This is a genomic window from Streptomyces incanus (assembly GCF_042656345.1).
Lineage (GTDB): Bacteria > Actinomycetota > Actinomycetes > Streptomycetales > Streptomycetaceae > Streptomyces > Streptomyces incanus.
Window position 1 is genome coordinate 1 of record NZ_JBHSPC010000076.1, and the last position, 25787, is coordinate 25787.

Consider the following 25787-nt stretch of genomic DNA (forward strand, 5'->3'; position numbering starts at 1 on the left):
CCGCCGAACAATTCTTGTGGAGAAAGCCCCGTGCCCCTGGCACGGGGCTTTCTGCGTTTCTCGTGGTGTTTATGACGGCTCCACCAGCTTTGTGTCGTAGGCCAGAATCACCGCTTGGATGCGGTCCCTCGATCTCGTCTTTGCGAGGACGCGGCCGACGTGGGTCTTCACCGTCGATTCGGCGAGGTGGAGGCGGGTGGCGATCTCGGTGTTGGTCCAGCCCTGGCCTATGACGGTGAGGATCTCACGTTCGCGCTCGGTGAGAGCGGACAGCCGGGGGTCGGTGTACGGGGCCGTGGGCGTGGAGGGGTCCTGGTGGGTGGACGTCGGCAACTGGAGGTGGTGGCGGGCGGTGCGGCCCGGGTGCGCCGAGCGGGCCTCCAGCAGGGCACCGCCCTCGGTCAGCGGCGCGGGGTGGGCGGCGTAGGAGCGACCGGACACGGTGGCGTGGCCGCGGGTGAGGGCGTCCAGGCCGAGGAAGCCGGTGACGGTGCCGGGGCGGACGGTGAAGGACAGGTCGGTGACGACGGTCAGGTCGCCGTGGCGTTCGGTGAGTTCCAGTGCCGTCATCATGCTTCGATGCTCGTTCGAGAGGTGGCACCGGGCGTCGGACCAGGGGCGGTATTCCGGGTGAGGGCGGTCGTACTCGGGTACTACGGTGGCCGGTATGAGTACTACGCAGTCCGGGGAAGCTCCCGGCACCGTCTTCGGGGAGTACGTGGTGCGGTCCGTGCGGGCAGGTGAGTGGCCCGAAGTGAAGGCGTTGCGGCTGGCCGCGTTGCGGGATCCGGTCGCGGACATCGCGTTCCTGGACAGCTACGAGGTGGCGGCGGCGCGTCCTGACACGTACTGGCAGGAGCGGACCGCGAACGCCGCCGAAGGGGCGGGCGGGGTGCGGCAGTTCGTCGCCCGGACGGCGGACGGTGCACTGGTGGGCACGGTGGCCGTGGTGGTCGAGGAGGCCGGTACGACGGACTGGGCCGGGATGCCCGTCGAGCGCCGGCAGGGGCATCTCGTCGGGGTGTACGTGGCGCCCGGGCACCGGGGAAGCGAGGTGACCAAGGCTCTGTTCGAGGCCGCGCTGGAGTGGGCGTGGGGGCAGGGCGTGGAACGGGTGCGGCTCATCGTGCACCCCGGGAACGGGCGCGCTCTCGGCTTCTACCGTAAGGCGGGATTCACCGAGAGCGGGGTGACCGTGCCGCTGGCGGGGAGGCCGGACGAGCACGAGCTGGAGATGGTCGTCGAGCGCTGACCCGCGGTGCCTACACCGGGAGTTCGTCGTGGGGCCAGCGCGTCCGGGACTGTTCGCGGGAGCGGAGGAGGGCCAGGGTGGGCATGCCCCGGTCCGGGCCGGTGGTGAGGAGGTCCGGGAGCTGGGGGAGGGGGGCCACGGCCGCCACGTCGTCCAGGACGAGGGTGAATGGTGGGTCGAGCCGACCGGAGGATGACCGTGCGGCCATGCGCCGGCCGTGCTCGACCACGCTTGCGGTGAGGGCCGTCAGCAACGGCATCGCGCCCGGATGGGTGCGGGGATCCTCGATGGATTCACCCACCACATACAGTGTGCCCCCTTCGTGGACGAAGGAATCCAGGGCGAGCGCATCAGTTCGGTTGGGTGTGCAGGCCTCGCGGACGTTGACCGTGGACAGGGCCGACAGCGCACGCGTCGTCAGCTGCTGCGCGATGTCGCGGCGTTCCGGGTACGCGGTGAGGGCCGCCTCGAGTTCGCCCGCGGCACCCGGGGCGGCCTCCGGGTGGGTGCGCAGGACGCGTACGGCGTCCTGGACCTGGCTGCCCTGCGCCCAGCGGTGGAGGTGACGGACGGTACGGCCGTCGAGGGCGGCGGCGTGCAGATAGCTGCGCAGGAGGGTCTGGGCGGTGTCGCCGACGGCCTGGTCGAGCCGGGAGGCGGGGCGGACCGGGGCCAGCAGGGCGGCGGCGCGTGCGACGGCCGTGTCCTTGTCCTCGCAGCCGCTCGTGGGCGACCAGTGGAGACGGGCCGGGGTGTCGCAGCGGTGGGTCGGGTCGTAGAGGTGGGTGGGGCCGAGCTTGGCCCGCCCGTCCTTCGTCTCCTCCCAGAGGGTGGGGTTCGAGGTGAGGACGAGGGCGGGGCCCTCCGCGTCCCGTACGGCCGCGGCGGCGGTGGTAAGGCGGTTGTCCGGGGGGCCGTAGAACACCGGGTCGGAGGAGCGGGTCGAGGGCGCCGGGTTCCTCAAGGGCGGGAGGGCTTCGGCCGGGGTGGCTTCGGCTTCCCGGGGTGGTGCCGCGGTCGGTGCCGTGGCGGGCAGCGGTGCCGTTTCCCGCGCCCGCTCCCGTTCCCGTACGGGCTCAGGCTTGGGTTCGGGTGCCGTTCTCGGTGTCGGTACCTCGTGCTGGATCGGCTCCGGTACCGCGGTCGTGTCCGCCGCAGCGCGCTCCGCCTTCTGCCGGGCCCGTACCGCCCTCCACCGGGCCACCGTGCCCAGGACGAAGACGGTGAGGACGACGAGCAGCATCAGCTGGCCGATGAGCAGACCCCAGAACAGTCCGTACCCCGAGAGGGCGGATGCCGGGGTGTCCGGCCAGGCGCCCGGGATGTCGTGGGGTTCGGCGACGAGGTGGCGCATGGCGACCGGGGTGCGGGTGAAGGTGACGCCGGACGGCCAGGAGCCGCGGGCGAAGAGGCCCGCGAGGCCGGTGGCCGTCCACACCAGCAGGGTGATGCCGAGCAGGAACGCGATTATCCCGACCAGCAGCCCGTCGGGGATGCCCCCCTGGCCGTGCCGTCCCTGACCCTGCCCGCCGCCGTGACCGTCCGGTCTCACGTGGGATCCCTTCCTCCCTACGCCACCGTCGATTCGGAGTCGCCGATGTGCTGTTCCACGAAGGCCGCCGCCCGCTGCTCAGCCTCCAGCTCGGCGGCGCGCAGGGCGTCGTCGGCGGCGGCGAGTTCGACGGAGGACTCGGTCATCGCGCGGTCGGTGAAGACCAGGGGGCGTTCCGTCTCGGTGATGAGGTGCTTGACCACCTGCACATTGCCGTTGACGTCCCAGACCGCGATGCCCGGGGTGAGCGAGGGGATGATCTCCACCGCCCACCGGGGCAGGCCCAGCACTCTGCCCGTCGCCCGCGCCTCGTCGGCCTTCTGGGCGTAGATGGTCCGGGTGGACGCCATCTTGAGGATGGCCGCCGCCTCCTTCGCCGCCGCCCCGTCCACGACGTCGGACAGGTGGTGGACGACCGCGACGAACGACAGACCCAGCCGGCGGCCGAACTTGAGCAGCCGCTGGAACAGCTGCGCCACGAACGGGCTGTTGATGATGTGCCAGGCCTCCTCGACCAGGAAGATGCGCTTCTTGCGGTCGGGGCGGATCCAGGTGTGCTCCAGCCACACGCCGACGATCGCCATCAGGATCGGCATGGCGATGGAGTTGCGGTCGATGTGGGACAGGTCGAAGACGATCAGAGGTGCGTCCAGGTCGATGCCGACCGTCGTCGGGCCGTCGAACATGCCGCGCAGGTCACCGTCGACGAGCCGGTCCAGCACCAGGGCGACGTCCAGGCCCCAGGCCCGTACGTCGTCTATGGCGACGTTCATCGCCTCCGCCGACTCCGCCTCGGGGTGGCGCAGCCGCTCGACGATGTCGGTGAGGACCGGCTGGCGTTCGACGATCGTCTCGGTGACGAAGGCGTGCGCGACCTTCAGCGCGAAGCCGGCGCGCTCGTCCAGACCGTGCCCCATCGCGACCTCGATGATGGTGCGCAGCAGGGCGAGCTGACCGGTCGTGGTGATCGACGGGTCGAGCGGGTTGAGCCGGATGCCGTGGTTCAGGGCGGCCGTCGGGTCCAGCCGGATGGGGGTGATGCCGAGTTCCTGCGCGATGAGGTTCCACTCGCCGGCGCCGTCCTCGCCCTGGGCGTCCAGGACGACGACCTGCCGGTCGCGGAAGCGCAGCTGGCGCAGGACGTACGTCTTCTCCAGCGCCGACTTGCCGTTGCCGGACTCGCCGAGGACCAGCCAGTGCGGCGCGGGCAACTGCTGGCCGTAGAGCTGGAACGGGTCGTAGATGTAGCCCTTGCCGGAGTACACCTCGCGGCCGATGATCACGCCGGAGTCGCCGAGGCCGGGAGCGGCGGTCGGGAGGTAGACGGCCTGCGCCTGGCCCGTGGAGGTGCGCACCGGCAGCCGTGTCGTCTCGACCTTCCCGAACAGGAACGACGTGAAGGCGTCGGTGACGACGGACAGCGGATCCCGCATCAGAACTCAGCCCCTACCTTCGAATGCCGGTGGCGAACGGGAGTGTGTTCACGAAGGCGCGGTGGTGCTCGCGGTCGCACCACTCCAGCTTCAGGTACGACTTTCCGGCCGATGCCCTGATGGTCCGCTTGTCGCGGGCCAGGGCTTCGGGGTTGCGGGAGGAGACGGTGATGTAGCCGACGAGGTTGACGCCGGCCGCGCCGCTGGCGAGGTCCTCGCCGCGCTGGTCGAGGCGGCCGTGGGCGGCGATGTCGCGCGGGTCGACCGTGCGGTTCATCTTCGCGGCGCGGGACGCCTCGGCCTCGTCGTTGGTCTTCTCCGTCAGCATGCGTTCGATGGCGACCTCGGTGGGTTCCAGGTCCATCGTCACGGCGACCGTGCGGATCACGTCCGGGGTGTGGACGAGGAGCGGCGCGAGGAAGTTGACGCCCACCGGGGTCATCGGCCACTCCTTCACCCAGGCCGTGGCGTGGCACCAGGGGGCGCGGGTGGAGGACTCGCGGGTCTTGGCCTGGAGGTAGGTGGGCTCCATGGCGTCGAGCTCGGCAGGCCAGGCGTTGCGCTTGGTCATCGCCTGGATGTGGTCGATCGGGTGGTCCGGGTCGTACATGGAGTGGATCAGCGAGGACAGGCGGCTCTGGCCGAGCGGCTGCCGTACGCGGATGTCGGCCTCCTGGAGCCGGGAGCAGATGTCGGTCAGCTCACGGGCCATGACGACGGCCAGCCCGGCGTCCCGGTCCACCTTGCGGCGCCCCTGGGTACGGACCGCGCGCGCCATCGCGTTGGCCTCGGCGGCCAGATCGCGGTTGAAGTGCATACAGGCGACGAGGTACGCGCGGTGCTGCTCGCTGCTGGTCGACACCATCGACTGCAACTGGTCGTACGACTGCTGGAGCCAGTGCGGCGCCTTCTCGTCCCCGCGCTGGGAGACGTCCTTGGCGTGCGCGTCGGGGTCGGCGGGCAGCGTGCGGGCGAGCATCTGGATGCGGGTGACGAAGCCGTCGCCGTTGGCCACGTGCTTGAGCAGTGTGCCGAAGCGGTCGACGAGCGCCTCCTGGTCCTCCGAGTCGCGCAGGCCGACGCCGGGGCCCTCGATCTCGATGGCGGCGGTCACCGTCTTGCGGTCCGCGTGCAGCTGTACGGCGATCTCGTCGGGCCCGAAGGGGGCGGCGAGCCAGGTGATCCGGCCGATCCCGGGCGGCGGGCCGATCTCGACCTCCCGGCCGTCGAGCCGGGTGCCGGCCTCGACGACGCCCGAGCGGTACGTCGTGCCCTGGCGCAGGGTCCGCTTGTAACTGCGGTTGATTTCGAACCATTTGTAGAAGGTGCGGCCCCGGTACGGCACGTACACGGCGGCCAGCGCGATCATCGGGAGGCCCGCGAGCAGCACGATCCGCAGGGACAGGACGGGGACGAGGAGACCGGCCATCATGCCGAGGAACGCGCCCACGACGATCAGCGCGATCTCACCGGTCTCGCGATTGCGGCCGACGATCGCGTTCGGCCGGGCCCGGCCGATCAGATACGTACGGCGGGGCGTGACCGGATGGGACATATGGGCTTCGGTCGTCAACGCCCTTCACCTCCCGTGCTGTTGTTGCTGCTGTTGCGGTTCCCGTGGGGCGTGCTCACCGGGCTGCCCGAGCGGGGGGCGGGTGCGGCGGAGGGGACAGCTCCGCCGCCGCCGTTCGGGGTGCGCGCGCTGTGCGCGGCGACTCCGCCGGAGACGGGGTTGGACGGGCGGGCACCGCCGCCGGACGACTGGCCGCCGCCCGAGCCGTTGTTGTCGGCGCGCGTGCTGTGGGTCTTGATGCCCTGCGCGACCATGGTCGCCGGGGAACTCATCACGGCGGCGGCCTTGCCTTCGGCGCCCTGCATGAGACGGTTGTTGCGCGAGTTCGCGATCTCGTCGCCGAAGCCCGGCACGAAACGGTAGATCATCGCACTGGCGAAAATGGCCAGAAGAATGATCGCCAGGCCGGACACCACGGCGGAGAACGCGTTCGGGCCGTCCTCGTTGGACAGCGCGCCCGCCAGACCCAGCACTATGACGATGACCGGCTTCACCAGGATCACCGCGATCATGATGCCCGCCCAACGCCGGACGTGACCCCACAGGCTCTTGTCGACCAGACCCGCGTACACGACCGTGCCCAGCAGCGCGCCCACGTAGAGCAGCGCCGCGCGGATGACCAGCTCCAGCCACAGCACACCGGCCGCGACGATCGACACCAGCGAGACGACGATCAGCATGATCGGGCCGCCGCCGATGTCGTTGCCCTTCTCCAGGGCGCCGGCGAACGTGCCGAAGAACGTGCTCGTCTGGTCGCCGGTCGCCTTCGCCAGCACGTCCGTCACACCGTCCGTGGCCGACACGATCGTGTAGAGGATCAGCGGGGTGAACGCCGAGGCCAGCACCGTGAGCCACAGGAAGCCGATCGCCTCGGACAGGGCCGTGGTGAGGGGGACACCTCGTACGGCCCGCTTGGCGACCGCCATCAGCCACAGGAGCAGCGTCAGGATCGTCGACGCGGCGAAGACGACCGCGTACTGCTTCAGGAACGTCGGGTTCGTGAAGTCCACGGCCGCCGTCTCGTCGACGGCGGCACTGAGCTTCTTGATCGTCCAGGACGCGGCATCGGCACAGCCCTTGGCGAGGGCGCCGAGGGGGTCGAGGACGGAGGTGGGGTCGTTGAGTGTGCCGGCTCCTCCGGAGCCGCCACCGCCGTCGCGGTCGCAGTACTCCTTGGCGGGGCCGGCGATCAGCGAGCAGGGGTCATCGCTGCTCGAGGGCGTCGGTGTGGGCTCCGCGAAGGCGCGGGTGGCGAAGACGATGACTGATGCCTGTACTGCCGCAATGATGCCGGTCAGTTTGAGCAGGCGGCGGTTACCGGGCATAGGTGAAGCCTCCGAACTCTTCGACCACCTTGCTCATGTCCTCAGCCCCGGAGACGGGGCTGTCCCCGGGGACGGGGGTCGGGCCGGTCTTCTGGGTGGTCTCGAGGACCCCCCAGTCGTCACCGCTCCAGTTCAGCTTCATGGTCACCGTGAACCAGCTGTTGGTCACGGGGTTGGTTGAGCCGTCCCCGGCCAGCCCGAAGAGGCCGTTGCACCAGACTTCGACCGTGGCCGAGTTCTCGCTGAAGGCCGTCGCCTTGGTTCCGGCGGGGAGCGTGCGATTGACGAATGTCGTCCCCTCCGGAGCCGCACCGTTCGCGGTCAGGCCGATACTCTTCAGCAAGTCCGGCGAATAGTCGGCGTCGAAGCCGTCCTGAAGGCGGTCCCGCGTACTGGGATCTGCGATGGCCTGCACGATCTCGCGACGCCGGGTCGGGCTGAACATACCGTCAGACCCCAGCGCCACCGCATAGTTCGCCGCCGCGCTCTCCGCCCCCTGGCGGTCGTGGGCGAAGCCGGAGGGGATGCCGGCGTTCGCCGACTGGACCGGCTTCTTCCCCGACGGGGCCGTTGCCGCCGCCTTCGGGGAGTCGTCGGCCTCGTCCTTTGAGGAATCGTCTCCTCCACGGTTCGCGAAGGCGATCGCGGCGATCAGGAGCACCACCACGCCGACCACCGTGACCAGGCTGCGGGACGACGTGCGGCCGCCTCTGCGCCCGCCGCCGTGCGGCCCCCCGCCGCTGTCCGGCATGCGGGTGCGGGTCTGGCCCGTGCCCCCGTACCCGCCGGTGTTCTCGTACTCGTCTCCGAGACTCATACCGCGTACGCCCCCTCAGCGTCGTGCGGAAACACCTCGTACTCCGCGTACTCCTGGTACGACGGTAGCCGTGCTGGTCCCCGCGTGGGCGCGGTGTTATGAGTCGACATCAGGGAAACGCAACCTCAGGCGGTGGGCGCGACGGGCGGGTGGGGTGGAGGGGAGGCCGGGCGTGCCCGGTCAGAGGCATGGGACGGCGCCCTACACGGCCATTCCGTACACGATGGTGAACACCGTGCCCAGCGAACCGATGATGAAGACGCCGGTGAGACCGGCGATGATCAGGCCCTTGCCCTGCTCCGCGCTGAACGTGTCCCGTAGCGCCGTCGCACCGATGCGCTGCTTCGCCGCGCCCCAGATCGCGATGCCGAGGCAGATCAGGATGGCGAGCGCCATGACCACTTCGAGCATGACCTTGGCCTCGTTGCCCAGGCTGCCGAAGGGACCCCAGTCGGGAGCGATCCCGCCGATGATGGTGTTGATGTCTCCCTCGTCGGCCGCGAAGAACATGTAAGTCACCGCCCCTGTCGGGTCGTTCCGTGTCTCTGCGGGCATGCAGAGGTCAGGGCCCATTGTCGCCGACGATGACGCCGTCGCATGCCGACTCGGCGTCATTAGTTGGCGGGTTCCGTATGAATAATCGCTGTCACCGGCGCGCGCCGGTCTCCGAGAGGGGCACGGGTCGGTGGGTGAGGAGTCGTATCGTCACTCTGTGTATCACGGTCGGGCTGCGAAATGGTCGAACTCACCCGCGAGTACGCCCAGGACGAAGGTGTCCCACTTGCGCCGGTCGGTGGTGACGGTGGTGTCCGGGGTAGCGGTGGCACGGATACGGACCGTGTCGTCGTCGCCGGCGACGAGTACCTCGATGTCGGTGGGCCGGCCGCCCGTCACCTGCCCGCCCGCCTTGATGGCCTGAATGAGAGTCAGGAAGGTGTCAGGGGCGGTGGTGAGTATCGCTCCGCTGGGGTCAGCGGACTCGGTTATGTGGATGGACCGGGCGGTGGTGGCTACGTGGACGCAGGAGTCGCCGGTGCCGCACAGGGACGACTTCTGCCAGTTGATGACGGGCGGGGCAGTGGCGGCTACGTGGAGGCAGGACTCGCCTTCGCCGCAGTACGAGGACTTCTGCCAGTGGGGTGTCTGCATGACTGCCTCTCAGATGGACTGGATGATGCGGTGGATGAGGGCCCGGCTCTCGATCTCGATCAGGCTGATGGCCAACAGGCGATCGAGGACCTTGCGGTATTTCTCCAACTGGGCGCCGGCGTCCAGCAGGGCGATGCCGTGGGACTGGTCGAGCTGGACGGTGTCGAGCGGCGGTACGGGGCCGTGCACGTAATAGATGGGCTGTCCGGCTCCGGGGAAGCCGCCCGCGTCGAAGGGGATGACGTGGATCGAGATGTTGGGGTACTCGCTCATCTTGAGCAAGTGCTTGAGCTGCCGTTTCGCCACATCCCGGCCGCCGAACCTCATGTGCAGGGCGGCTTCGTGGATGATCGCCCGGTAGGGGATGGGCTGCTTACGGAAGATGACGGCCTGGCGCTTGATGCGGAACGAGGTTCGGTGTTCCAGGTCAGGGGGTGACAGGTCCGGGACGACCTGGTGGAACACCTCACGGGCGTGGTCCCTCGTCTGCAAGAGGCCGGGGATGCCGGAGGTGTGGGCGGTGCGCAGTGAGGTGCCGTGATGTTCCAGTTCGGCCAGGTCCAGCAGTCCGGACGGGAGGATGTCGCGGTACTCCTCCCACCAGCCGCGTCGGCGTTCGCCGGTCATCGCGGCGAGCCCTTCGACGAGGTTCTTGTCGGGGCAGTCGTATTGGCAGGCCAGAGTGCGTACGCGATCGGCGCTGACCGGCTGGCGTCCTGTCTCCATGTTGCTGACCTGGGCTTGCTTGGTTCCGAGGAACTGTGCGGCCTCCGTCGAGGTCAGGCCGGCACGCTCGCGCAGTTTGCGCAGCTCGGAGCCGAGGCGGCGCTGCCGGGCCGTGGGGTTGGTTCTCGCGGGCATGCCCGTCGCTCCTCCGTACCACTCGTCACCCACACAGGTGGAAAGAGTAGTTATAGCTCCGATTGGGACGAAGAAAATAGTCCCTGACTGCTAGCTTCCTTCGTGGCGCCACGCCCCAGAAGTGCACTGGTCGACGGATCGGCATGCCACTGGGAGGCAACCGTACGCAATCTTCCAACTTCCCACGGTAATCGGAGACTTCCATGCCCACCGTAACGCCGCCCTGGTCCTACACCCTTCAACTCCCGCACGATCCCCGCGCTCCGCGCATCGCCCGGGTCACCCTGCGGACCGTGCTGGGGGCGCACGATCTCGGAGAGCTCGTGCCCGCTGCCGAGCTGGTGGCCGCGGAGCTGCTGGCCAACGCCCATCTGCACACCACCGGCCCCTACGCGCTCCGGCTGCGCGCCGCCGAACCGGGGCGGTTGCGGGTCGGGGTGTGGGACACGGACCCGCGGGTGCCGCCCGGCTTCACCGAGGCGGTGGCGCTCGACACGCCGCCGGACGACTCCGAGAGCGGGCGGGGGCTGCCGCTGGTGCGGGCGTATGCGTCCACGTGGGGTGCGGGGGCAGTGGGGGGAGGGAAGTTGGTGTGGGCGGAGTGCGGTTGAGGCCGTAGGCCGTAGGCCGTACGTCCCGGCCCGCGCGGCACGCGCGTTCCTCCTCTCACATGATCACCCCGGAGGGGGACGGGCGCCTCTACACTGGCGTCGGCAGCGGACTCCGGGACGACGAGGGACGGTTGACGGTGCGTAAGGCCTGGATCGCGGCAGGGGTCGCCGGGGGCTCCGTGCTCGCCTTCGTCATGCTGCTGGCCCTCGGCGTCTACGTCGTCGCGGGGAGCCTCGCGGGCGGGGTCGGCGGCGGGGCCGCCAAGGCGCTGGCGAAGGGGGCCGTGCCGGCCGCATACCAGAATCTCGTGCAGACCTGGGGCAATCTCTGCCCGGCCATCAACCCGGCACTGCTCGCCGCCCAGCTCTACCAGGAGAGCGGGTTCGACCCGAAGGCGCAGAGTCACGCGGCGGCACAGGGAATCGCCCAGTTCATCCCCGGCACCTGGGCCACCCACGGGGTCGACGGGGACGGGGACGGGGACCGGGACGTATGGGACCCGAACGACGCGATTCCGTCGGCGGCGACGTACGACTGCGCCCTCGCGGGCTACGTGAAGGACGTCCCGGGGAATGCGACCGAAAACATGCTGGCCTCCTACAACGCGGGGGCGTACGCGGTCATCAAGTACAACGGGGTGCCGCCGTACAAGGAGACGCAGAACTACGTCCAGCGCATCCTCTCGCTGGAGAAGAGCTTCGCCGCTCCGGCCGGCCGGGTCGACCCGTCCAAGCAGGCGGCCGGAGCCATCGCCTACGCCCAGAAGAAGCTCGGCACGCTCTACCTCTGGGGCGGTAACGGCACCGCTGACCAGGGAGGGCGCTTCGACTGCTCGGGGCTGACGAAGGCCGCGTACGAGAGTGTGGGGATCACGCTGCCGCGGGTGGCGAACGATCAGTACAACGCGGGACCGCATCCCGCGCGGGACGAGTTGCTCCCCGGTGATCTGGTCTTCTTCTCGGACGACCTCACCAATTCGCGGGCGATCCGGCATGTGGGCATGTATGTCGGTGGTGGATACATGATCAATGCGCCCCGTCCGGGGGCGGTGATCCGATTCGACCCGATCGACACACCTGACTACTTTGGTGCCACTCGCGTTACCGAAGATGGCGCGAAAGCGCTCCCCACGACGGTTTGAGCGGCCGCTGAACCAGCCCCCTGAGCTGCGAAGACGTATCTCTCTTCGATAACGTCTGCGTGATCATTCAGTGGAGTTGGAACGTACGGGCAAGAGTCGTGCGTTCCTGTTGTCGTAGCCCGAACAGTCAGCGGATCTACACACCACGGGGGTGGCGGAGTGGCGTATCGCACTGTGCGCCGAGAGAGATGACGAAGGGGCCTCAGCACCAATGGCTGGACTCGCCGATTCCGGGTCGAACCCCGACGTCGACCTGCTCTACGACATCAACGGCCTGGCGAAGGCCGCGCCCCCCTGGCTCGACCGAATCATGGAGTTCGTGGGCGAGTTCGGCGTGCTGTTCGCCCTGCTGGCGTTGGTGATGTGGTGCTGGTGGGGCGTCAGGAAGCGGGGCGGCGAGGACGCGGCCCCGACCGTGGCGGCCCTGGTGTGGGCCCCGCTCGCGGCGGGCGTCGCGGTCCTGGTCAACGTGCCGATCCGCGAGTTCGTGGAGCGGCGCAGGCCCTTCCTCGACCATGAGGGGCTCGAGGTCCTGGTCGACGGCAAGACCGACTACTCGTTCGTCAGCGACCACGCGACGCTCTGCATGGCGCTGGCGGTGGGGCTGTTCCTGGCCAACCGGCGGCTCGGGATCATCGGCCTGCTGCTCGGGGTGGTGGGCGGGTTCATCCGGGTCTACATGGGCGTGCACTACCCGACGGACGTCGTGGGCGGGCTCGCGCTCGGCACGGCGGTCGCGTTGCTGCTGTCGCCGCCCGCCATGGCGCTGTTGACCCCGTTGATGCGGTCGGTCGAGCAGTCGCGCCGGGGGGCGTGGCTGATCAAAGGGCGACAGGCCGACGCACGGGTGACTCCCGGAGAGTCGCGGTCGTCGGAGACGGGGAAGCGGGACCTGGCGGCGTAGGCCGCGCGGCACGGCTCCTCCTGTACAGAACGCAGAAGCAGAACGCGTCGCAGATCGGTCGGTGGGGTGACCCCCGGGTGCATACCCGGGGGTCACCCCACCGCGTGTTTCCGGCCCTCGGTGCGGGCGAGGCTTCTGGCTCTTCGCGCGGGGCCGCGCCAGCCGCAACTGCAGCGGGCGAAGCAGAAAGGCCCCAGTTCGGCGGTGGTGATCCGGTGCTCCGGGGAGTGCTCCTTGGTGTCCTGCTGTTCCACGTCACCACGGTACCGCTCCGGCGGGGCCGCGTGACACGGTCCGCGGCGATGTCCGTGACGGGCTTCCCTACCGGTCGTTAACCCTGAAAAAGGGATGGCCCGTGTCGGACGGAGCGGGGGTAGGCGGACCATGGCTGGACGGCAACCGCGGCGTACGCGGATCGGTGATGCGGTCGTTGTTCTCGGGGTGGCCGGCGGGCTGGCGCTCGGCGGTGTCTCGGGGTGCGGCCGCAGCGGGGCCGCGACCGGCGGGGGCGGTGGCACCGCCCCCGCCACCGGTGAGGTGGCGGTGGCCGTGCGGGAGGCCGCGGACGCGCTGGTGGACGCGGGCAGCTCCAAGGCGCGTACGTCCATGGAGATGGCCACCGGCGGTACCCGCGTGACCATCCGCGGGGAGGGCGTCTACGACTATCGGAAGCGGATCGGCCGGCTGAAGGTGCTGCTGCCGCAGGACCCGTCAGGGGAGTCGGTGCGCCGGCCCATCACCGAGCTGCTCGCGCCGGGCGCGTTGTTCATGAAGAACCGGGGCGCCGGAGTGCCCGCCGACAAGTGGGTGCGGGTGGACACCGGGACCCTGTCCGACGGGAATCTCGTCACCGGCGGTGTCACCGACCCGTTCACCGCCGCCGAGTTGCTGCGCGGGGCGCGGACGGCGACGTACGTGGGGAGGACGGAGCTCGCGGGCGCCGAGGTGCGCCACTACCGGGGCACCGCGGATCTGCACGAGGCGGCGCGCGCCGCCTCGGAGGCGAACAAGGGGCCGCTCGGCGCGGCGGCGGCCGGGTTCGCCACCGCCGAGGTCCCCTTCGACGTCTACCTCGACGACCAGGGGCGCATCCGCAAGGTCCGGCACCGCTTCAGCTTCGTGAACGAGGAGCATTCCACCCCGGTCGCGGTCGCCTCCACCACCCTGCTCTACGACTTCGGCGCCCCCGCCGACGTGCGCCTCCCGGAGGCCGGCGACATCTACGCGGGCCGGATCGCGGAGGAGCGGGCCGGGGGAGTGGGCCGGGGCACGGGCCGAGAGTGACCGGCGTGAACTAGCCCTTACGTGCCATGCGCGGAGAGCCGGGGGCTGCCTACGCTAGGGAGCCTCTGGCCGTATGACCGTATGGATGAGGTGACGGGCGTGGCTCCGCTCGGCGGTGGGTTGGTTCAGGACCATGTGGCCCTCGCCGAGATCGAGCTGTGCGGAGAGCTGATCATCGCCGCCTCCGCCGCCCAGGGGCCGCTCAGCCTGGAGAGCATAGACAAGGTGCTGAAGGTGGCCGAGGTGCGCACGGAGTCGGCGGTCGGGTCGCGGCCACGTCGGCCGTAGCGGTCCGGCACGTAGGGGTCGGGGCCGTATTCGGTCCGTGGCGGTCCGGTCCGTGGCGGTCCGGTCCGTGCGGTCGAAGCCGGTGCTGTGGGGCCGTGGGGGTCGGAGCCGGTGTCGCCCGGTCCGTGGTGGTCCGGGCCGTAGCGGTCCGGGCCGGTGTCGGCGGGTCAGGTGCGGAGCATGCGGGCGATGGCCTGGGTCGCTTCCTTCACCTTGGCGTCGATCTCGTCGCCGCCCTTGACGGCCGCGTCCGCCACGCAGTGGCGCAGGTGCTCCTCCAGCAGTTGCAGCGCGAAGGACTGCAGGGCCTTGGTGGAGGCGGACACCTGCGTGAGTATGTCGATGCAGTAGACGTCCTCGTCGACCATCCGCTGGAGGCCCCGGATCTGGCCCTCGATGCGGCGCAGGCGCTTGAGGTGTTCCTGCTTCTCGTGGTGGTAGCCGTGGATGCCCCGGTCGTGGTCGGTCACGATGCCGGGTGCGGAGCCGGCCGCCGCGTCGGGGGACGTTTCGGTTGAATCGGTCGCATCCGGTGCATCGGTGATGCTTTTCGTTCCGGTTGTGGCCGTTACTTGCGTCACGTCCGTCACGCCCGTCCCGTCCGTTGCGTCCGGAGGGGAGGGCGTGTCCGCGCCGGCCTCGCTGGTCGTCATCGCGTCCTCCTGGTGCAATGGCGGGCGACATATACCCCTGGTGGGTATATGGTACCGAACTTTGCCGGGTATAGGGACTGTGGCCGGTGCCGTTGGTACCGGTCGTGGTACAGCCTGCACCGCCCCCGTATCTGCCGGGCTACCCGATGGGTGACACTGGTGGGCGGCCCGTAGTCGTGGCTGGATGGTGCGCCCAGCATCAGCCATCCCGAACCCGATGCACCCCGAGGACCCCACGTGCGCTTTCGTCTGACCCCCAGGGAGACGAGCTTCTACGACATGTTCGCCGCATCCGCGGACAACATCGTCACGGGCTCGAAACTCCTCATGGAACTGCTCGGGGCGGACACCCCTGTCCGGGTCGAGATCGCCGAGCGTATGCGGGCCGCGGAACACGCGGGTGACGACGCCACCCATGCGATCTTCCACCAGCTGAACTCCTCGTTCATCACGCCCTTCGACCGTGAGGACATCTACTCCCTCGCGTCGTCCCTCGACGACATCATGGACTTCATGGAGGAGGCCGTCGACCTGGTCGTCCTCTACAACGTCGAGGAACTGCCCAAGGGCGTCGACCAGCAGATCGAGGTGCTGGCGCGAGCCGCCGAGCTCACCGCCGAGGCCATGCCGAACCTGCGCACCATGGACAACCTCACCGAGTACTGGATCGAGGTCAACCGCCTGGAGAACCAGGCCGACCAGATCCACCGGAAGCTCCTGGCCCACCTCTTCAGCGGTAAGTACGACGCCATCGAGGTCCTCAAGCTGAAGCAGATCGTGGATGTACTCGAGGAGGCGGCCGACGCCTTCGAGCATGTGGCGAACACGGTGGAGACCATCGCCGTCAAGGAGTCCTGAGCCCCTTCATGGACACCTTCGCTCTGATCGTGACCATCGGGGTCGCGCTCTTCTTCACGTACACGAACGGCTTCCACGACTCGGCGAACGCCATCGCCACCTCCGTGTCGACCCGTGCGCTCACCCCACGGGTGGCGCTCGCCATGGCGGCCGTCATGAACATGGTTGGCGCGTTCCTGGGGTCCGGGGTCGCCAAGACCGTCAGCGAGGGGCTGATCCAGACCCCCGAGGGCTCGACGGGGATGGGGATTTTGTTCGCCGCGCTGGTCGGCGCGATCACCTGGAACCTCATCACCTGGTACTTCGGCCTGCCGTCCTCCTCCTCGCACGCCCTGTTCGGCGGCATGGTCGGAGCGGCACTGGCCGGCGGGACGACGGTGTACTGGGACGGGGTGCTCGAGAAGATCGTCATCCCGATGTTCGCGTCGCCGGTCGTGGGCCTCATCGTGGGGTACCTGGTCATGACCGCGATCATGTGGATCTTCCGGCGGTCCAACCCGCACAAGGCCAAGCGGGGCTTCCGTATAGCGCAGACGGTGTCGGCGGCCGGCATGGCGCTCGGCCACGGCCTCCAGGACGCGCAGAAGACCATGGGCATCGTGGTGATGGCCCTGGTCATCGCGGACGTCGAGGAGTACGGCGACCCCATTCCGGTCTGGGTGAAGGTCTCCTGCGCGCTGATGCTGTCGCTGGGCACGTACGCGGGCGGCTGGCGGATCATGCGGACGCTCGGGCGGAAGATCATCGAGCTGGACCCGCCGCAGGGCTTCGCGGCCGAGGCGACCGGCGCGACGATCATGTTCACCACGGCCTACCTGTTCAAGGTGCCGGTCTCCACCACACATGTGATCACCTCGGCGATCATGGGTGTCGGCGCGACGAAGCGGGTGAACGCGGTGCGCTGGGGCGTCGCCAAGAACATCATCCTGGGCTGGTTCATCACCATGCCCGCGGCGGCCCTGGTGGCGGCGGCCTCGTACGGGCTCGTGTACCTGGCATTCCTGTAGCCGGTGCTGACACCTGACACCTGACCTCTGAGACCTGGCCTCTGACACCTGGCCTCTGGCAGCGTCCGGCATCTCGCGCCCGGCGCCGTACGGACGAACGAATGGGCCCGCCCCCGGTAGTGGGGGCGGGCCCATCTGTGTCCTCACGGTGGCACCGCCATGCAGCACCGCGAGGGGTTCGGATCAGCCGAAGCGGCCGGAGATGTAGTCCTCGGTGGCCTGGACCGACGGGTTGGAGAAGATGCGCTCCGTGTCGTCGATCTCGATCAGCTTGCCCGGCTGGCCGACGGCCGCCAGGTTGAAGAAGGCCGTACGGTCCGAGACGCGCGCGGCCTGCTGCATGTTGTGCGTCACGATGACGATCGTGAACCGCTCCTTGAGGTCACCGATCAGGTCCTCGATGGCGAGGGTGGAGATCGGGTCCAGGGCGGAGCAGGGCTCGTCCATCAGGAGCACCTTCGGCTCGACCGCGATCGCGCGGGCGATGCACAGGCGCTGCTGCTGACCACCGGAGAGGCCCGAGCCGGGCTTGTTCAGGCGGTCCTTGACCTCGTTCCAGAGGTTGGCGCCCTTGAGGGACTTCTCGACGATGTCGTCCAGCTCGGACTTCTTGTACTTGCCCGCCAGGCGCAGACCGGCCGCCACGTTGTCGTAGACCGACATGGTGGGGAACGGGTTGGGGCGCTGGAAGACCATGCCGACCTCGCGCCGCACGGCGACCGGGTCGATGCCGGCGCCGTAGAGGTTCTCGTCGTCGAGCATGACCTTGCCCTCGACCCTGCCGCCGGGCGTGACCTCGTGCATGCGGTTGAGCGTGCGCAGGAAGGTCGACTTGCCGCAGCCGGACGGGCCGATGAAGGCCGTCACGGAGCGGGGCTCGACGGTCATCGAGATGTCCTCGATGGCGAGGAAGGAACTGTAGTAGGCGTTGAGGCCGCTGATGTCGATGCGCTTGGCCATGGGGATCACTGCTTCTTTCGGGTCCGAGTCGCCGACTCTTCGTCTGGCCGCGTCAGCGACCGGTCTTCGGGGCCTTCCAGCGGGCGATGCCGCGGGCCACGAGGTTGAGGATCATGATGAACGCGATGAGCGTCAGGGCCGCCGCCCAGGCACGGTCGTAGGCCGCGCCCTCGCCGCCGCTGTTCTGGTACTGCAGATAGATGTACATCGGCAGTGATGCCTGCGGGTCCTGGAAGGGGTTGGCGTTGATCACGCTCGTCCCCCAGACCAGCAGCAGCACGGGAGCGGTCTCACCGGTGATGCGGGCGATGGCCAGCATGACGCCGGTGGTGATGCCGCCGATGGACGTCGGCAGGACGACCTTCAGGATCGTGCGCCACTTCGGGATGCCGAGCGCCAGGGACGCCTCGCGCAGCTCGTTCGGGACGAGCTTGAGCATCTCCTCCGTGGAGCGGACGACCACCGGGATCATCAGGATGCACAGGGCGAGTGAGCCGGCGAAGCCGGAGTAGCCCATGTCCAGGATGATGATCCACAGGCTGAGGATGAACAGACCGGCGACGATGGACGGGATACCCGTCATGACGTCGACGAAGAAGGTGACGGCCTGGGCGAGCTTGCCGCGCCCGTACTCGACCAGGTAGATCGCGGTCAGCACACCGATCGGGACCGAGATCAGGGAAGCGATTCCGACCTGCTCCAGGGTGCCCAGGATGGCGTGGTAGATACCGCCGCCGGGCTCGGTGTCGGCGACGACGCCCATGGAATGGGTGAGGAAGTAGCCGTCGAGGACCTTCACACCGCGCTTGAGCGTCTCCCAGATGAGGGAGGCCAGCGGGATGACGGCGATGATGAAGGCGACCCAGACCAGGCTGGTCGCGGTGCGGTCCTTGGCCTGGCGCTTGCCCTCGACCGCGGCGGAGGCGGCGTAGGAGCCGAGGACGAAGAGGATCGCGGCGATCAGCGCCCACTGGATGCTGCTGTCCAGACCGGCCGCGGCGCTGATGCCGAGGCCCAGGGCGACGGAGCCCGCGGCGGCGGCCCAGGCGAACCACTTGGGGAGCCGGGCACCGTGCAGGGAGCTCGCGGACTTGGGGGTGATCGTTGCGTGGCTCATGCGTTGGCCCCCGAGTACTCCTTGCGACGGGCGATGATCAGGCGGGCGCCGCCGTTGACCAGCAGGGTGATCACGAAGAGCACCAGGCCGGACGCGATCAGCGCGTCCCGGCCCATCTCGCTGGCCTCGTTGAACTTGCTGGCGATGTTCTGCGCGAAGGTGCCGCCGCCCGGGTCGAGCAGGCTGGCGTTGATGTCGAAGGACGACGAGAGGATCATGGCCACGGCCATCGTCTCGCCGAGCGCGCGGCCGAGACCCAGCATCGAGGCGGAGATCACGCCGGAGCGGCCGAAGGGGAGCACCGCCATGCGGATGACCTCCCAGCGGGTGGCGCCCAGCGCGAGGGCGGCCTCCTGGTGCATCTGCGGCGCCTGCCGGAAGACCTCACGGCTGACGCTGGTGATGATCGGAAGGATCATCAGGGCGAGCAGGATGCCCACGGTGAACAGCGAGCGCCCGGCGCCGCCGTTCCACTCGAAGATGCCGGTCCAGCCGAGGTAGTCGTTCAGCCAGCCGTAGAGGCCGTCCATGTGCGGCACCAGGACGAGTGCGCCCCACAGGCCGTAGACGATGGACGGCACGGCGGCGAGCAGGTCGATCACGTACGCGATGGTGCCGCCGAGCCTGCGCGGGGCGTAGTGCGTGATGAACAGCGCGATGCCCACCGAGACCGGGACCGCGATGACCATGGCGATGACCGACGACACGACGGTGCCGTAGACCAGGACCGCGATGCCGAACTCCGGCGGGTTACCGCTGGGGTTCCAGTCGAACGACGTGAAGAAGTTGGCCTCGTTGTTGCCGAGCGCGAGGACGGCGCGGTACGTGAGAAAGCCCGCGATCGCGGCCATGATCGCGAGAACGAGAATGCCGGACCCCCGGGAGAGCCCGAGGAAGATCCGGTCGCCGGGCCGGGTGGCGCCGCGGGCGGCGCGCTTCCGCTCGGCCGGCGAAGGCAGGGGGGGTGGGGGGGGCTGCTGTGTTGATATGTCCATCAGGGTCTCCGGTCTGCGGGGCCTCACGCTGTTCGAGGGCCCCTGGCGGCGGTGCACCGGACGGTGCGGCCGACCCCGGTTCTCGGGGTCGGCCGCACTCGGGTCAGCTCAGGTTCGAGACGGTCTCGCGAACCTTGGTGATGATCTCCTCGGGCATCGGGGCGTAGCCGGCGTCCGCCAGCAGGCCCTGACCGTCCTCGGAGGCCATGTAGTTCAGGAAGGACTTCGTGGCGGGCAGGGTGTCCGCCTTGTTGCCCTTGTCACAGGCGATCTCGTACGTCACCAGGACGAGCGGGTAGGCACCCTCGGCGTCCGGGGTGTAGTCCAGCTCCAGCGCGAGGTCCTTGCCGGTGCCGACGACCTTGGCGGCGCCGATGGCGGCCGTGGCGTTCTCGATCGTGGCCTTGACCGGCTCGGTGGCCTCGGTCTTCATGTCGACGGTCTTGATGCCGTCCTTGGCGTAGGAGAGCTCGAAGTACGAGATCGCACCCGAGGTCTGCTTCACCTGCTGCGCCACACCGGAGGAGCCCTGAGCGGACTGGCCGCCCTTGGCCTCCCACGACTTGCCGGGCTCGTAGGGCCAGGCCTTCGGCGCGGCGGCCTTCAGGTACTTGGTGAAGTTGTCCGTGGTGCCGGACTCGTCCGAGCGGTGGAAGGCCTGGATCTTGAGGTCGGGAAGCTTCGCGTCGGGGTTCAGCTTCGCGATCTTCTCGTCGTTCCAGTTGGTGATCTTGCTGTCGAAGATCTCCGAGAGGGTCGCGGCGTCCAGGACCAGGTTGTCGACACCCGGGACGTTGAAGCCGACCGCGATCGGACCGCCGACCATCGGCAGGTCGATGGCCTGACCGTCGGTGCAGACCTTCTTCGAGTCAGCGATCTCCTCCGGCTTGAGAGCCGAGTCGGAGCCGGCGAACGCGGTCTGACCCTGGAGGAAGGCGGTGATACCGGCGCCGGAACCGTCGGGACGGTAGTTGATCTGCACGTCCTTGCAGGCGGCCGTGTAGTTCTTGACCCAGGCGTCGATCGCGTTCTTCTGCGCGGACGAACCCGAGGCCTGGAGCTGGCCCTTGGCGTCGGCACAGTCGATGTTGCCCTGAGCGCTCGCGGAGGCGTCGCTGGAGCTGCCGCCGCCGTTGCTGGTGTCGTCCGAGCCGCACGCCGTGAGGGCCAGGGCGCCGGAGACGGCGAGAGCACCGAGAGCGAGGGCCCGCCGGTTCTTGCGCTGAAGCTTCACTTGAGTTCCTTCCAGGAGCCGCCGTCCTGAATTCCGGCGGCGTGCGAAGTCCAAAGTCAGTCCGAGCGACGCGAGTGCCCGTTCGGCGGGCGGTTCGCATCGTGTAAGGCCGAAAGTAGGCAGAAGAGGTGAAGCACCCCATGGTCGTAAGTGAACGGCAGGTGAACCCCTGTGGGCGGTGCGGTGAGGTCACGGAACGCTTACGTCGAGGACACGGGTCGATACCGGGCCGATGTCGGGCAGGAGCGGGGCAGCGGGACAGCGCGGACACAACGCGGACCAGTGCGGACACACTGCGGACACCGGTCGGACATCGGTGCGGGGCCGGTGCGGACGGGCATGGGCGCGGGCGAGGTGCCGGCCGGCGCTGACCGCCGCTATGCCGTCGGGCGGAACGTGGCGAGGAGGGCGTCCACCAAGTCCGCGTCCCTCGGCTCGGTGAGCCGGCGGCGGGCCACGTGCGGGGGGAGCCACAGGACGCGGTCCACCTCGTCGTTGGGGGTGAACGTGCCGGAGACCGCCTCGGCGGCCCAGTAGCGGACGCGCTTCGGGCGGCCGTTCGCCAGATAGTGCGCGGACGGGAGCTCGGCGGCCGCCACGGCGGAGTGCCCCGTCTCCTCGGCGACCTCGCGCAGCGCACCCGCGAGCGCGTCCTCGCCGCGCTTCAGCTTTCCCTTGGGCCAGGACCAGTCGTCGTACTTGGGGCGGTGGACGAGACACACTTCGAGCGTGCCCGTGACCGGGGAACGGCGCCACAGGACACAGCCGGCCGCCTGGACGATCAGGCGAGCGGCCGGGCGCGGGCCGCGGTAGCCGTGGTCGGACGGGGTCGAGCCCACCGGGGCCTCCCTAAAACGAGCCGAGGACGTCCTTCTGCCAGCTCCGCTGGAACGCGTACCGCGCCGCCTCCACCTCGTGCCGCTGGTCCGCGTGGAGCACCCCGAGCGCGTACGCCGTGGCCGGGGCGATGCGCGGGGTACGGGCGGCGTTCGCCGCGGCCGCCGAGGCCTCGGACGCGTCCCGGTGCCGGTCGAGGGCCTCGCCGGCGGCGAGCAGGCGGACGTCGGGGAGCGGGGAGGCGGCGGTTGCGGGCTCCGCGGCACCCGCGGCTGCGGCGGCCTCGACGGCATGCGTGGTTCGGGTGGCCCGGGTGGTGCCGTCGGCGGGAGCGGCTGGGGCGGCGGTGCGGTACAGCACCTCGCGGGCGTACCGGTGCAGGCGCAGCAGCAGGCGGACCTGGTGCCAGGGGGCGTCCTGCGGGTGCGGGGCCAGGTCCGGGGACAGCCCGTGGACCAGCGCCTCCGCGTTGTACGGGCTGCCCGCGGTGAGCAGGGGCAGCGCCGCGACGGCGTCGACGAGCCGCTCCCGCGCGGCCTCGGCCAGCGGGCGCAGGTCGGCGGCGGAGGCGGCCGGGGTCAGCGGAACCTCGCTGGCCAGCACGGCGACCTTGTCGGCGACGGCGTGGAACCGGGAGGAGCCGAGGGCCTGGAGTGCCGTGGAGTGCGCCCGGGTCCGGGCCAGGGTGAGCTGCCGGTCCAGCAGGGCACCGGCCTTGGCGGCACCCACGGTGAGGCTGCCGCGCTCGGGGGCGGCGGTGGCGGTGGCCCCGGTTCCGGTGGCGGGGGAGGCGGAGGAGCCCCTGGCGGCGACGGCGGCCGGGGCGGCGGACCGGGCCGGTCCGCCCGGTCCGCCCGCCGAACCGGCCCCGGCCGTCCCCTGGGCCGGGAACGCCGCCGTGCCGGACAGCCGGTGCAGTGCCTGGAGCAGCCGCTCCAGGCGCGTAGAGCAGGCGTGTTCCAGCGCCAGGGTGCCGGAGACCCAGGCCAGCTCCGGGCGCATCGCCTCGGACCAGTCGGGATCCAGGACCGCCTGGAAGGTGTGCAGGCTGCCGCTGATCCGGCGGGCCGACCGGCGCAGTGCGAGCGCCGCTTCGACGGAACCCTCCGAGGCCGCCGCGCCCGCCCCCGCCTCCCGGTGGAGGCGCAGCGCGCGGAGGAACTCGGTGGCCTGGGCCCGCAGATAACCCGCCAGGGCCTCCGCGGACACCGGAGCGGCCGTGGGATCGGCCTTCGGACCGGTTGTCAGGCCGGTTGTCGGGCCGGTTGTCAGGCCGGTCTTCCTCGGGCCGGTCCTGAGGCCGGGGCCTGAGCCCGGTCCTGAGCCGGTTCCCGGGTCCGTCGGGTCAAGGTGTCGCTGTGCCACGCCGGCGCCTCCGGGCGTCTATGAGCATCTCCTGGACATGTCGCAGGGGCTGGCCGTCCGCGTCCGTCGCGTGCCGTGTCCACTCGCCGTCCGGGCCGAGGTGCCAGGACGTGGTGCTGTCGGACATGCCGGTCTCCAGCAGCCGGTTCAGGGACGCCCGGTGGGCGGGGTCGGTGACCCTGACCAGCGCCTCGATACGGCGGTCCAGATTGCGGTGCATCATGTCCGCGCTGCCGAACCACACCTCGGGCTCGCCGCCGTTGCAGAAGGAGAAGATGCGGGAGTGTTCGAGGAAGCGGCCGAGGACGGAACGGACCCGGATGTTCTCCGACAGCCCCTCGACGCCCGGCCGGATCGCGCAGATGCCGCGCACCCACACGTCCACCGGCACCCCCGCCTGCGAGGCCCGGTACAGGGCGTCGATGATCGCCTCGTCCACCATCGAGTTGACCTTGATGCGGACGTACGCGGGGCGTCCGGCGCGGTGGTGCCGGGCCTCCTTGTCGATCCGGGAGATCAGCCCGTCGCGCAGGGACTTGGGGGCGACCAGCAGCCGCCGGTACGTCTCGCGGCGCGAGTAGCCGGAGAGGCGGTTGAACAGGTCCGAGAGGTCCGCGCCGACCTGTGGGTCGGCGGTGAGCAGGCCGAGGTCCTCGTAGAGCCGGGCCGTCTTCGGGTGGTAGTTGCCGGTGCCGACGTGGCTGTACCGCCGGAGCGTCTCGCCCTCCTGGCGGACCACCAGGGACAGCTTGCAGTGGGTCTTCAGACCGACCAGGCCGTAGACGACGTGGCAGCCGGACTCCTCCAGCTTGCGCGCCCACTTGATGTTGGCGGACTCGTCGAAGCGGGCCTTGATCTCGACCAGGACGAGGACCTGCTTGCCGGACTCGGCCGCGTCGATGAGCGCGTCGACGATCGGGGAGTCGCCGGAGGTCCGGTACAGGGTCTGCTTGATCGCGAGGACGTCCGGGTCGGCCGCCGCCTGCTCGAGGAAGGCCTGCACGGACGTGGAGAACGAGTCGTACGGGTGGTGCAGCAGCACGTCCCGGCTGCGGAGGGCGGCGAAGACGTCCGGCGCGGACGCCGACTCGACCTCGGCGAGGTCGCGGTGGGTGCCGGCGATGAACGAGCGGTACTTCAGCTCCGGCCGGTCGAGTTTGTGGATCCGGAAGAGGCCGGTGAGGTCGAGCGGCCCCGGCAGCGGGTACACCTCGGCCTCGCTGATCTTCAGTTCGCGCACCAGGAGGTCCAGGACGTCACGGTCGATGGACTCCTCGACCTCGAGGCGCACCGGCGGCCCGAAGCGGCGCCGCATGAGTTCCTTCTCCAGGGCGATGAGGAGGTTCTCGGTGTCGTCCTCCTCGACCTCCAGGTCCTCGTTGCGGGTGAGCCGGAAGGCGTGGTGCTGGAGCACCTCCATGCCCGGGAACAGCTCCTCCAGGTGGGCGGCGATGACGTCCTCGACGGGGACGTAACGGCCCGGGGAGCTCTCCAGGAAGCGGGACAGCAGCGGCGGCACCTTGACCCGGGCGAAGTGCCGGTGACCGGTGACCGGGTTGCGCACGATCACGGCCAGGTTCAGCGACAGACCCGATATGTACGGGAAGGGGTGCGCCGGGTCGACCGCCAGGGGGGTCAGCACGGGGAAGATCCGGTGCCGGAAGAGGGTGAACAGGCGGGCCTGCTCCTTCTCCGTCAGCTCGCTCCAGCGGACCAGGTGGATGCCCGCGTCCGCCAGCCCGGGGAGGACGTCCTCGTGGAAGCAGGCGGCGTGCCGTGCCATCAGCTCGCGCGAACGGGCCCAGATCATCTCCAGCACCTCGCGCGGCTGGAGGCCGGATGCGGAGCGGGTGGCGACACCGGTGGCGATACGGCGCTTGAGACCGGCCACCCGGACCATGAAGAACTCGTCCAGGTTGCTGGCGAAGATCGCGAGGAAGTTGGACCGCTCGAGGAGGGGGGTGCTCGGGTCCTCGGCGAGCTCCAGAACGCGCTCGTTGAAGGCGAGCCAGCTGCGCTCCCGGTCGAGGAACCTGCCCTGGGGCAGCGGTTCGCCGCCGGTGTCCGGCTCCTCGTAGACGTCCAGGTCCGAGTCGATGTCCGGTTCCAGATCGGAGACCGTCCCGGCCACGGGGTGCGGCCGGTGGGCGGCGATCGAGCCCACGGAGGGCTGCGTGTGTTGTACCTGACCCTTGGTTTTGGCGTCGGCTTTGGCGTTCGACTGGCTCATGAATCCATTGTTCCGCGCCACGAGTACCACGGGCGCGTCGGACGGCGCGGGTGGGAGCGATGGTGCCCCTGGGGCGGCCCCGTTCCCCCTATGGGGTGAGGGCGGCTCTGGCGCGGCGGGATGCATTCGCCGAGCGTCGCAAGACTGTCTGAATCACCGGTTACGGAGACATGACGTGTGGGCTATCGGGGGGCGGCCCGCGGGGGCCGGGGCGGGCGCGCGGAGGCCGGACCCGGCGCGCCCGCCGGGCGTCCGCACGCCGGTGGGGTGTCGCTCCGGTCGGGAGGCCTTGGGGCGACCGTACGTGCTGTGAGGGGTGAGGGGTGAGGGGTGAGGGGTA

Annotated in this window: 26 protein-coding genes; 8 read left to right on the top strand and 18 right to left on the bottom strand. The window is 69.8% G+C overall.

The window, feature by feature from the left end:
- Window positions 1–69: 69 nt before the first annotated feature.
- Window positions 70–573, bottom strand: coding sequence for a helix-turn-helix transcriptional regulator (locus ACFP2V_RS23095; protein WP_381215673.1), 504 nt, complete (start codon window positions 571–573; stop codon window positions 70–72).
- A 94-nt stretch (window positions 574–667) separates the two neighbouring features.
- On the opposite strand from ACFP2V_RS23095, the gene ACFP2V_RS23100 reads away from it, so the two are divergent.
- Window positions 668–1252 (top strand): GNAT family N-acetyltransferase, encoded by a 585-nt coding sequence (locus ACFP2V_RS23100; protein WP_381215676.1) that lies wholly within the window; start codon window positions 668–670, stop codon window positions 1250–1252.
- A 10-nt stretch (window positions 1253–1262) separates the two neighbouring features.
- On the opposite strand, the gene ACFP2V_RS23105 is transcribed toward ACFP2V_RS23100, so the two are convergent.
- The 8 genes from ACFP2V_RS23105 to ACFP2V_RS23140 all read right to left on the bottom strand — a co-directional run bounded on the left by ACFP2V_RS23105 (window position 1263) and on the right by ACFP2V_RS23140 (window position 9962).
- Window positions 1263–2804 (bottom strand): type VI secretion protein, encoded by a 1542-nt coding sequence (locus ACFP2V_RS23105; protein WP_381215679.1) that lies wholly within the window; start codon window positions 2802–2804, stop codon window positions 1263–1265.
- A gap of 17 nt (window positions 2805–2821) precedes the next feature.
- A complete protein-coding gene (locus tag ACFP2V_RS23110) occupies window positions 2822–4237 on the bottom strand; it encodes an ATP-binding protein (protein WP_381215682.1) in 1416 nt (471 codons plus the stop codon).
- 13 nt (window positions 4238–4250) lie between these two features.
- The gene (locus tag ACFP2V_RS23115) at window positions 4251–5792 is read right to left on the bottom strand and encodes an SCO6880 family protein (protein WP_381215743.1); all 1542 of its coding nucleotides are present in this window, start codon (window positions 5790–5792) and stop codon (window positions 4251–4253) included.
- A 14-nt stretch (window positions 5793–5806) separates the two neighbouring features.
- Window positions 5807–7135 (bottom strand): hypothetical protein, encoded by a 1329-nt coding sequence (locus ACFP2V_RS23120; RefSeq protein ID WP_381215685.1) that lies wholly within the window; start codon window positions 7133–7135, stop codon window positions 5807–5809.
- Window positions 7125–7952, bottom strand: a complete 828-nt coding sequence (locus ACFP2V_RS23125; protein WP_381215688.1) for a hypothetical protein — start codon at window positions 7950–7952, stop codon at window positions 7125–7127. Before ACFP2V_RS23125 ends, ACFP2V_RS23120 begins: the two co-directional genes overlap by 11 nt.
- Window positions 7953–8153: 201 nt before the next feature.
- A complete protein-coding gene (locus ACFP2V_RS23130) occupies window positions 8154–8462 on the bottom strand; it encodes a hypothetical protein (RefSeq protein ID WP_381215746.1) in 309 nt (102 codons plus the stop codon).
- Between the two features lie 207 nt (window positions 8463–8669).
- A complete protein-coding gene (locus ACFP2V_RS23135; protein WP_381215691.1) occupies window positions 8670–9101 on the bottom strand; it encodes a DUF397 domain-containing protein in 432 nt (143 codons plus the stop codon).
- A 9-nt stretch (window positions 9102–9110) separates the two neighbouring features.
- Window positions 9111–9962: a helix-turn-helix domain-containing protein gene (locus ACFP2V_RS23140; protein WP_381215694.1), complete on the bottom strand. Its 852-nt coding sequence runs from the start codon at window positions 9960–9962 to the stop codon at window positions 9111–9113.
- A 203-nt stretch (window positions 9963–10165) separates the two neighbouring features.
- Here ACFP2V_RS23140 and ACFP2V_RS23145 point away from each other — a divergent pair, with 203 nt between their 5' ends.
- From ACFP2V_RS23145 to ACFP2V_RS23155, 3 genes are all read left to right on the top strand, one after another.
- Window positions 10166–10573: an ATP-binding protein gene (locus ACFP2V_RS23145; protein ID WP_381215697.1), complete on the top strand. Its 408-nt coding sequence runs from the start codon at window positions 10166–10168 to the stop codon at window positions 10571–10573.
- 131 nt (window positions 10574–10704) lie between these two features.
- The gene (locus tag ACFP2V_RS23150; protein WP_381215700.1) at window positions 10705–11715 is read left to right on the top strand and encodes a C40 family peptidase; all 1011 of its coding nucleotides are present in this window, start codon (window positions 10705–10707) and stop codon (window positions 11713–11715) included.
- 211 nt (window positions 11716–11926) lie between these two features.
- Window positions 11927–12619: a phosphatase PAP2 family protein gene (locus tag ACFP2V_RS23155; RefSeq protein ID WP_381215703.1), complete on the top strand. Its 693-nt coding sequence runs from the start codon at window positions 11927–11929 to the stop codon at window positions 12617–12619.
- A 92-nt stretch (window positions 12620–12711) separates the two neighbouring features.
- Here ACFP2V_RS23155 and ACFP2V_RS23160 read toward each other — a convergent pair whose 3' ends face one another.
- On the bottom strand, window positions 12712–12873 hold the full coding sequence (locus ACFP2V_RS23160) for a hypothetical protein (protein ID WP_381215706.1): 162 nt from the start codon (window positions 12871–12873) through the stop codon (window positions 12712–12714).
- Between the two features lie 130 nt (window positions 12874–13003).
- Here ACFP2V_RS23160 and ACFP2V_RS23165 point away from each other — a divergent pair, with 130 nt between their 5' ends.
- The gene (locus ACFP2V_RS23165; RefSeq protein WP_381215709.1) at window positions 13004–13903 is read left to right on the top strand and encodes an SCO4651 family lipoprotein; all 900 of its coding nucleotides are present in this window, start codon (window positions 13004–13006) and stop codon (window positions 13901–13903) included.
- Between the two features lie 81 nt (window positions 13904–13984).
- Entirely contained in the window at window positions 13985–14191 is a 207-nt protein-coding gene (locus ACFP2V_RS23170; protein WP_381215712.1) for a hypothetical protein, read from the top strand.
- A gap of 167 nt (window positions 14192–14358) precedes the next feature.
- Here ACFP2V_RS23170 and ACFP2V_RS23175 read toward each other — a convergent pair whose 3' ends face one another.
- Window positions 14359–14844, bottom strand: coding sequence for a metal-sensitive transcriptional regulator (locus tag ACFP2V_RS23175; RefSeq protein WP_381215714.1), 486 nt, complete (start codon window positions 14842–14844; stop codon window positions 14359–14361).
- A 237-nt stretch (window positions 14845–15081) separates the two neighbouring features.
- Between ACFP2V_RS23175 and ACFP2V_RS23180 the strand changes: the two genes are divergently transcribed.
- Both ACFP2V_RS23180 and ACFP2V_RS23185 read left to right on the top strand, forming a co-directional pair.
- Window positions 15082–15702: a DUF47 domain-containing protein gene (locus tag ACFP2V_RS23180; RefSeq protein WP_381215717.1), complete on the top strand. Its 621-nt coding sequence runs from the start codon at window positions 15082–15084 to the stop codon at window positions 15700–15702.
- Window positions 15703–15710: 8 nt separating this feature from the next.
- Complete coding sequence (locus ACFP2V_RS23185) at window positions 15711–16709, top strand: inorganic phosphate transporter (protein ID WP_381215720.1); 999 nt, start codon at window positions 15711–15713, stop codon at window positions 16707–16709.
- A 183-nt stretch (window positions 16710–16892) separates the two neighbouring features.
- Here ACFP2V_RS23185 and pstB read toward each other — a convergent pair whose 3' ends face one another.
- The 7 genes from pstB to ACFP2V_RS23220 all read right to left on the bottom strand — a co-directional run bounded on the left by pstB (window position 16893) and on the right by ACFP2V_RS23220 (window position 25573).
- Entirely contained in the window at window positions 16893–17669 is a 777-nt protein-coding gene (pstB, locus tag ACFP2V_RS23190) for a phosphate ABC transporter ATP-binding protein PstB (protein ID WP_381215723.1), read from the bottom strand.
- 52 nt (window positions 17670–17721) lie between these two features.
- Window positions 17722–18786 carry a phosphate ABC transporter permease PstA gene (gene pstA / locus ACFP2V_RS23195; protein ID WP_381215726.1) on the bottom strand — a complete coding sequence of 355 codons (1065 nt, stop codon included), beginning with the start codon at window positions 18784–18786 and terminating at the stop codon, window positions 17722–17724.
- Complete coding sequence (gene pstC / locus ACFP2V_RS23200) at window positions 18783–19781, bottom strand: phosphate ABC transporter permease subunit PstC (RefSeq protein ID WP_381215728.1); 999 nt, start codon at window positions 19779–19781, stop codon at window positions 18783–18785. The genes pstA and pstC overlap by 4 nt, the downstream gene beginning before the upstream one ends.
- Window positions 19782–19884: 103 nt before the next feature.
- Window positions 19885–21015, bottom strand: a complete 1131-nt coding sequence (pstS, locus tag ACFP2V_RS23205) for a phosphate ABC transporter substrate-binding protein PstS (protein ID WP_381215731.1) — start codon at window positions 21013–21015, stop codon at window positions 19885–19887.
- Between the two features lie 377 nt (window positions 21016–21392).
- On the bottom strand, window positions 21393–21854 hold the full coding sequence (locus ACFP2V_RS23210; protein ID WP_381215734.1) for an NUDIX hydrolase: 462 nt from the start codon (window positions 21852–21854) through the stop codon (window positions 21393–21395).
- A gap of 10 nt (window positions 21855–21864) precedes the next feature.
- The gene (locus tag ACFP2V_RS23215; RefSeq protein ID WP_381215737.1) at window positions 21865–23061 is read right to left on the bottom strand and encodes a CHAD domain-containing protein; all 1197 of its coding nucleotides are present in this window, start codon (window positions 23059–23061) and stop codon (window positions 21865–21867) included.
- A 136-nt stretch (window positions 23062–23197) separates the two neighbouring features.
- Entirely contained in the window at window positions 23198–25573 is a 2376-nt protein-coding gene (locus ACFP2V_RS23220; RefSeq protein ID WP_381215740.1) for an RNA degradosome polyphosphate kinase, read from the bottom strand.
- Between the last annotated feature and the right edge of the window lie 214 nt (window positions 25574–25787).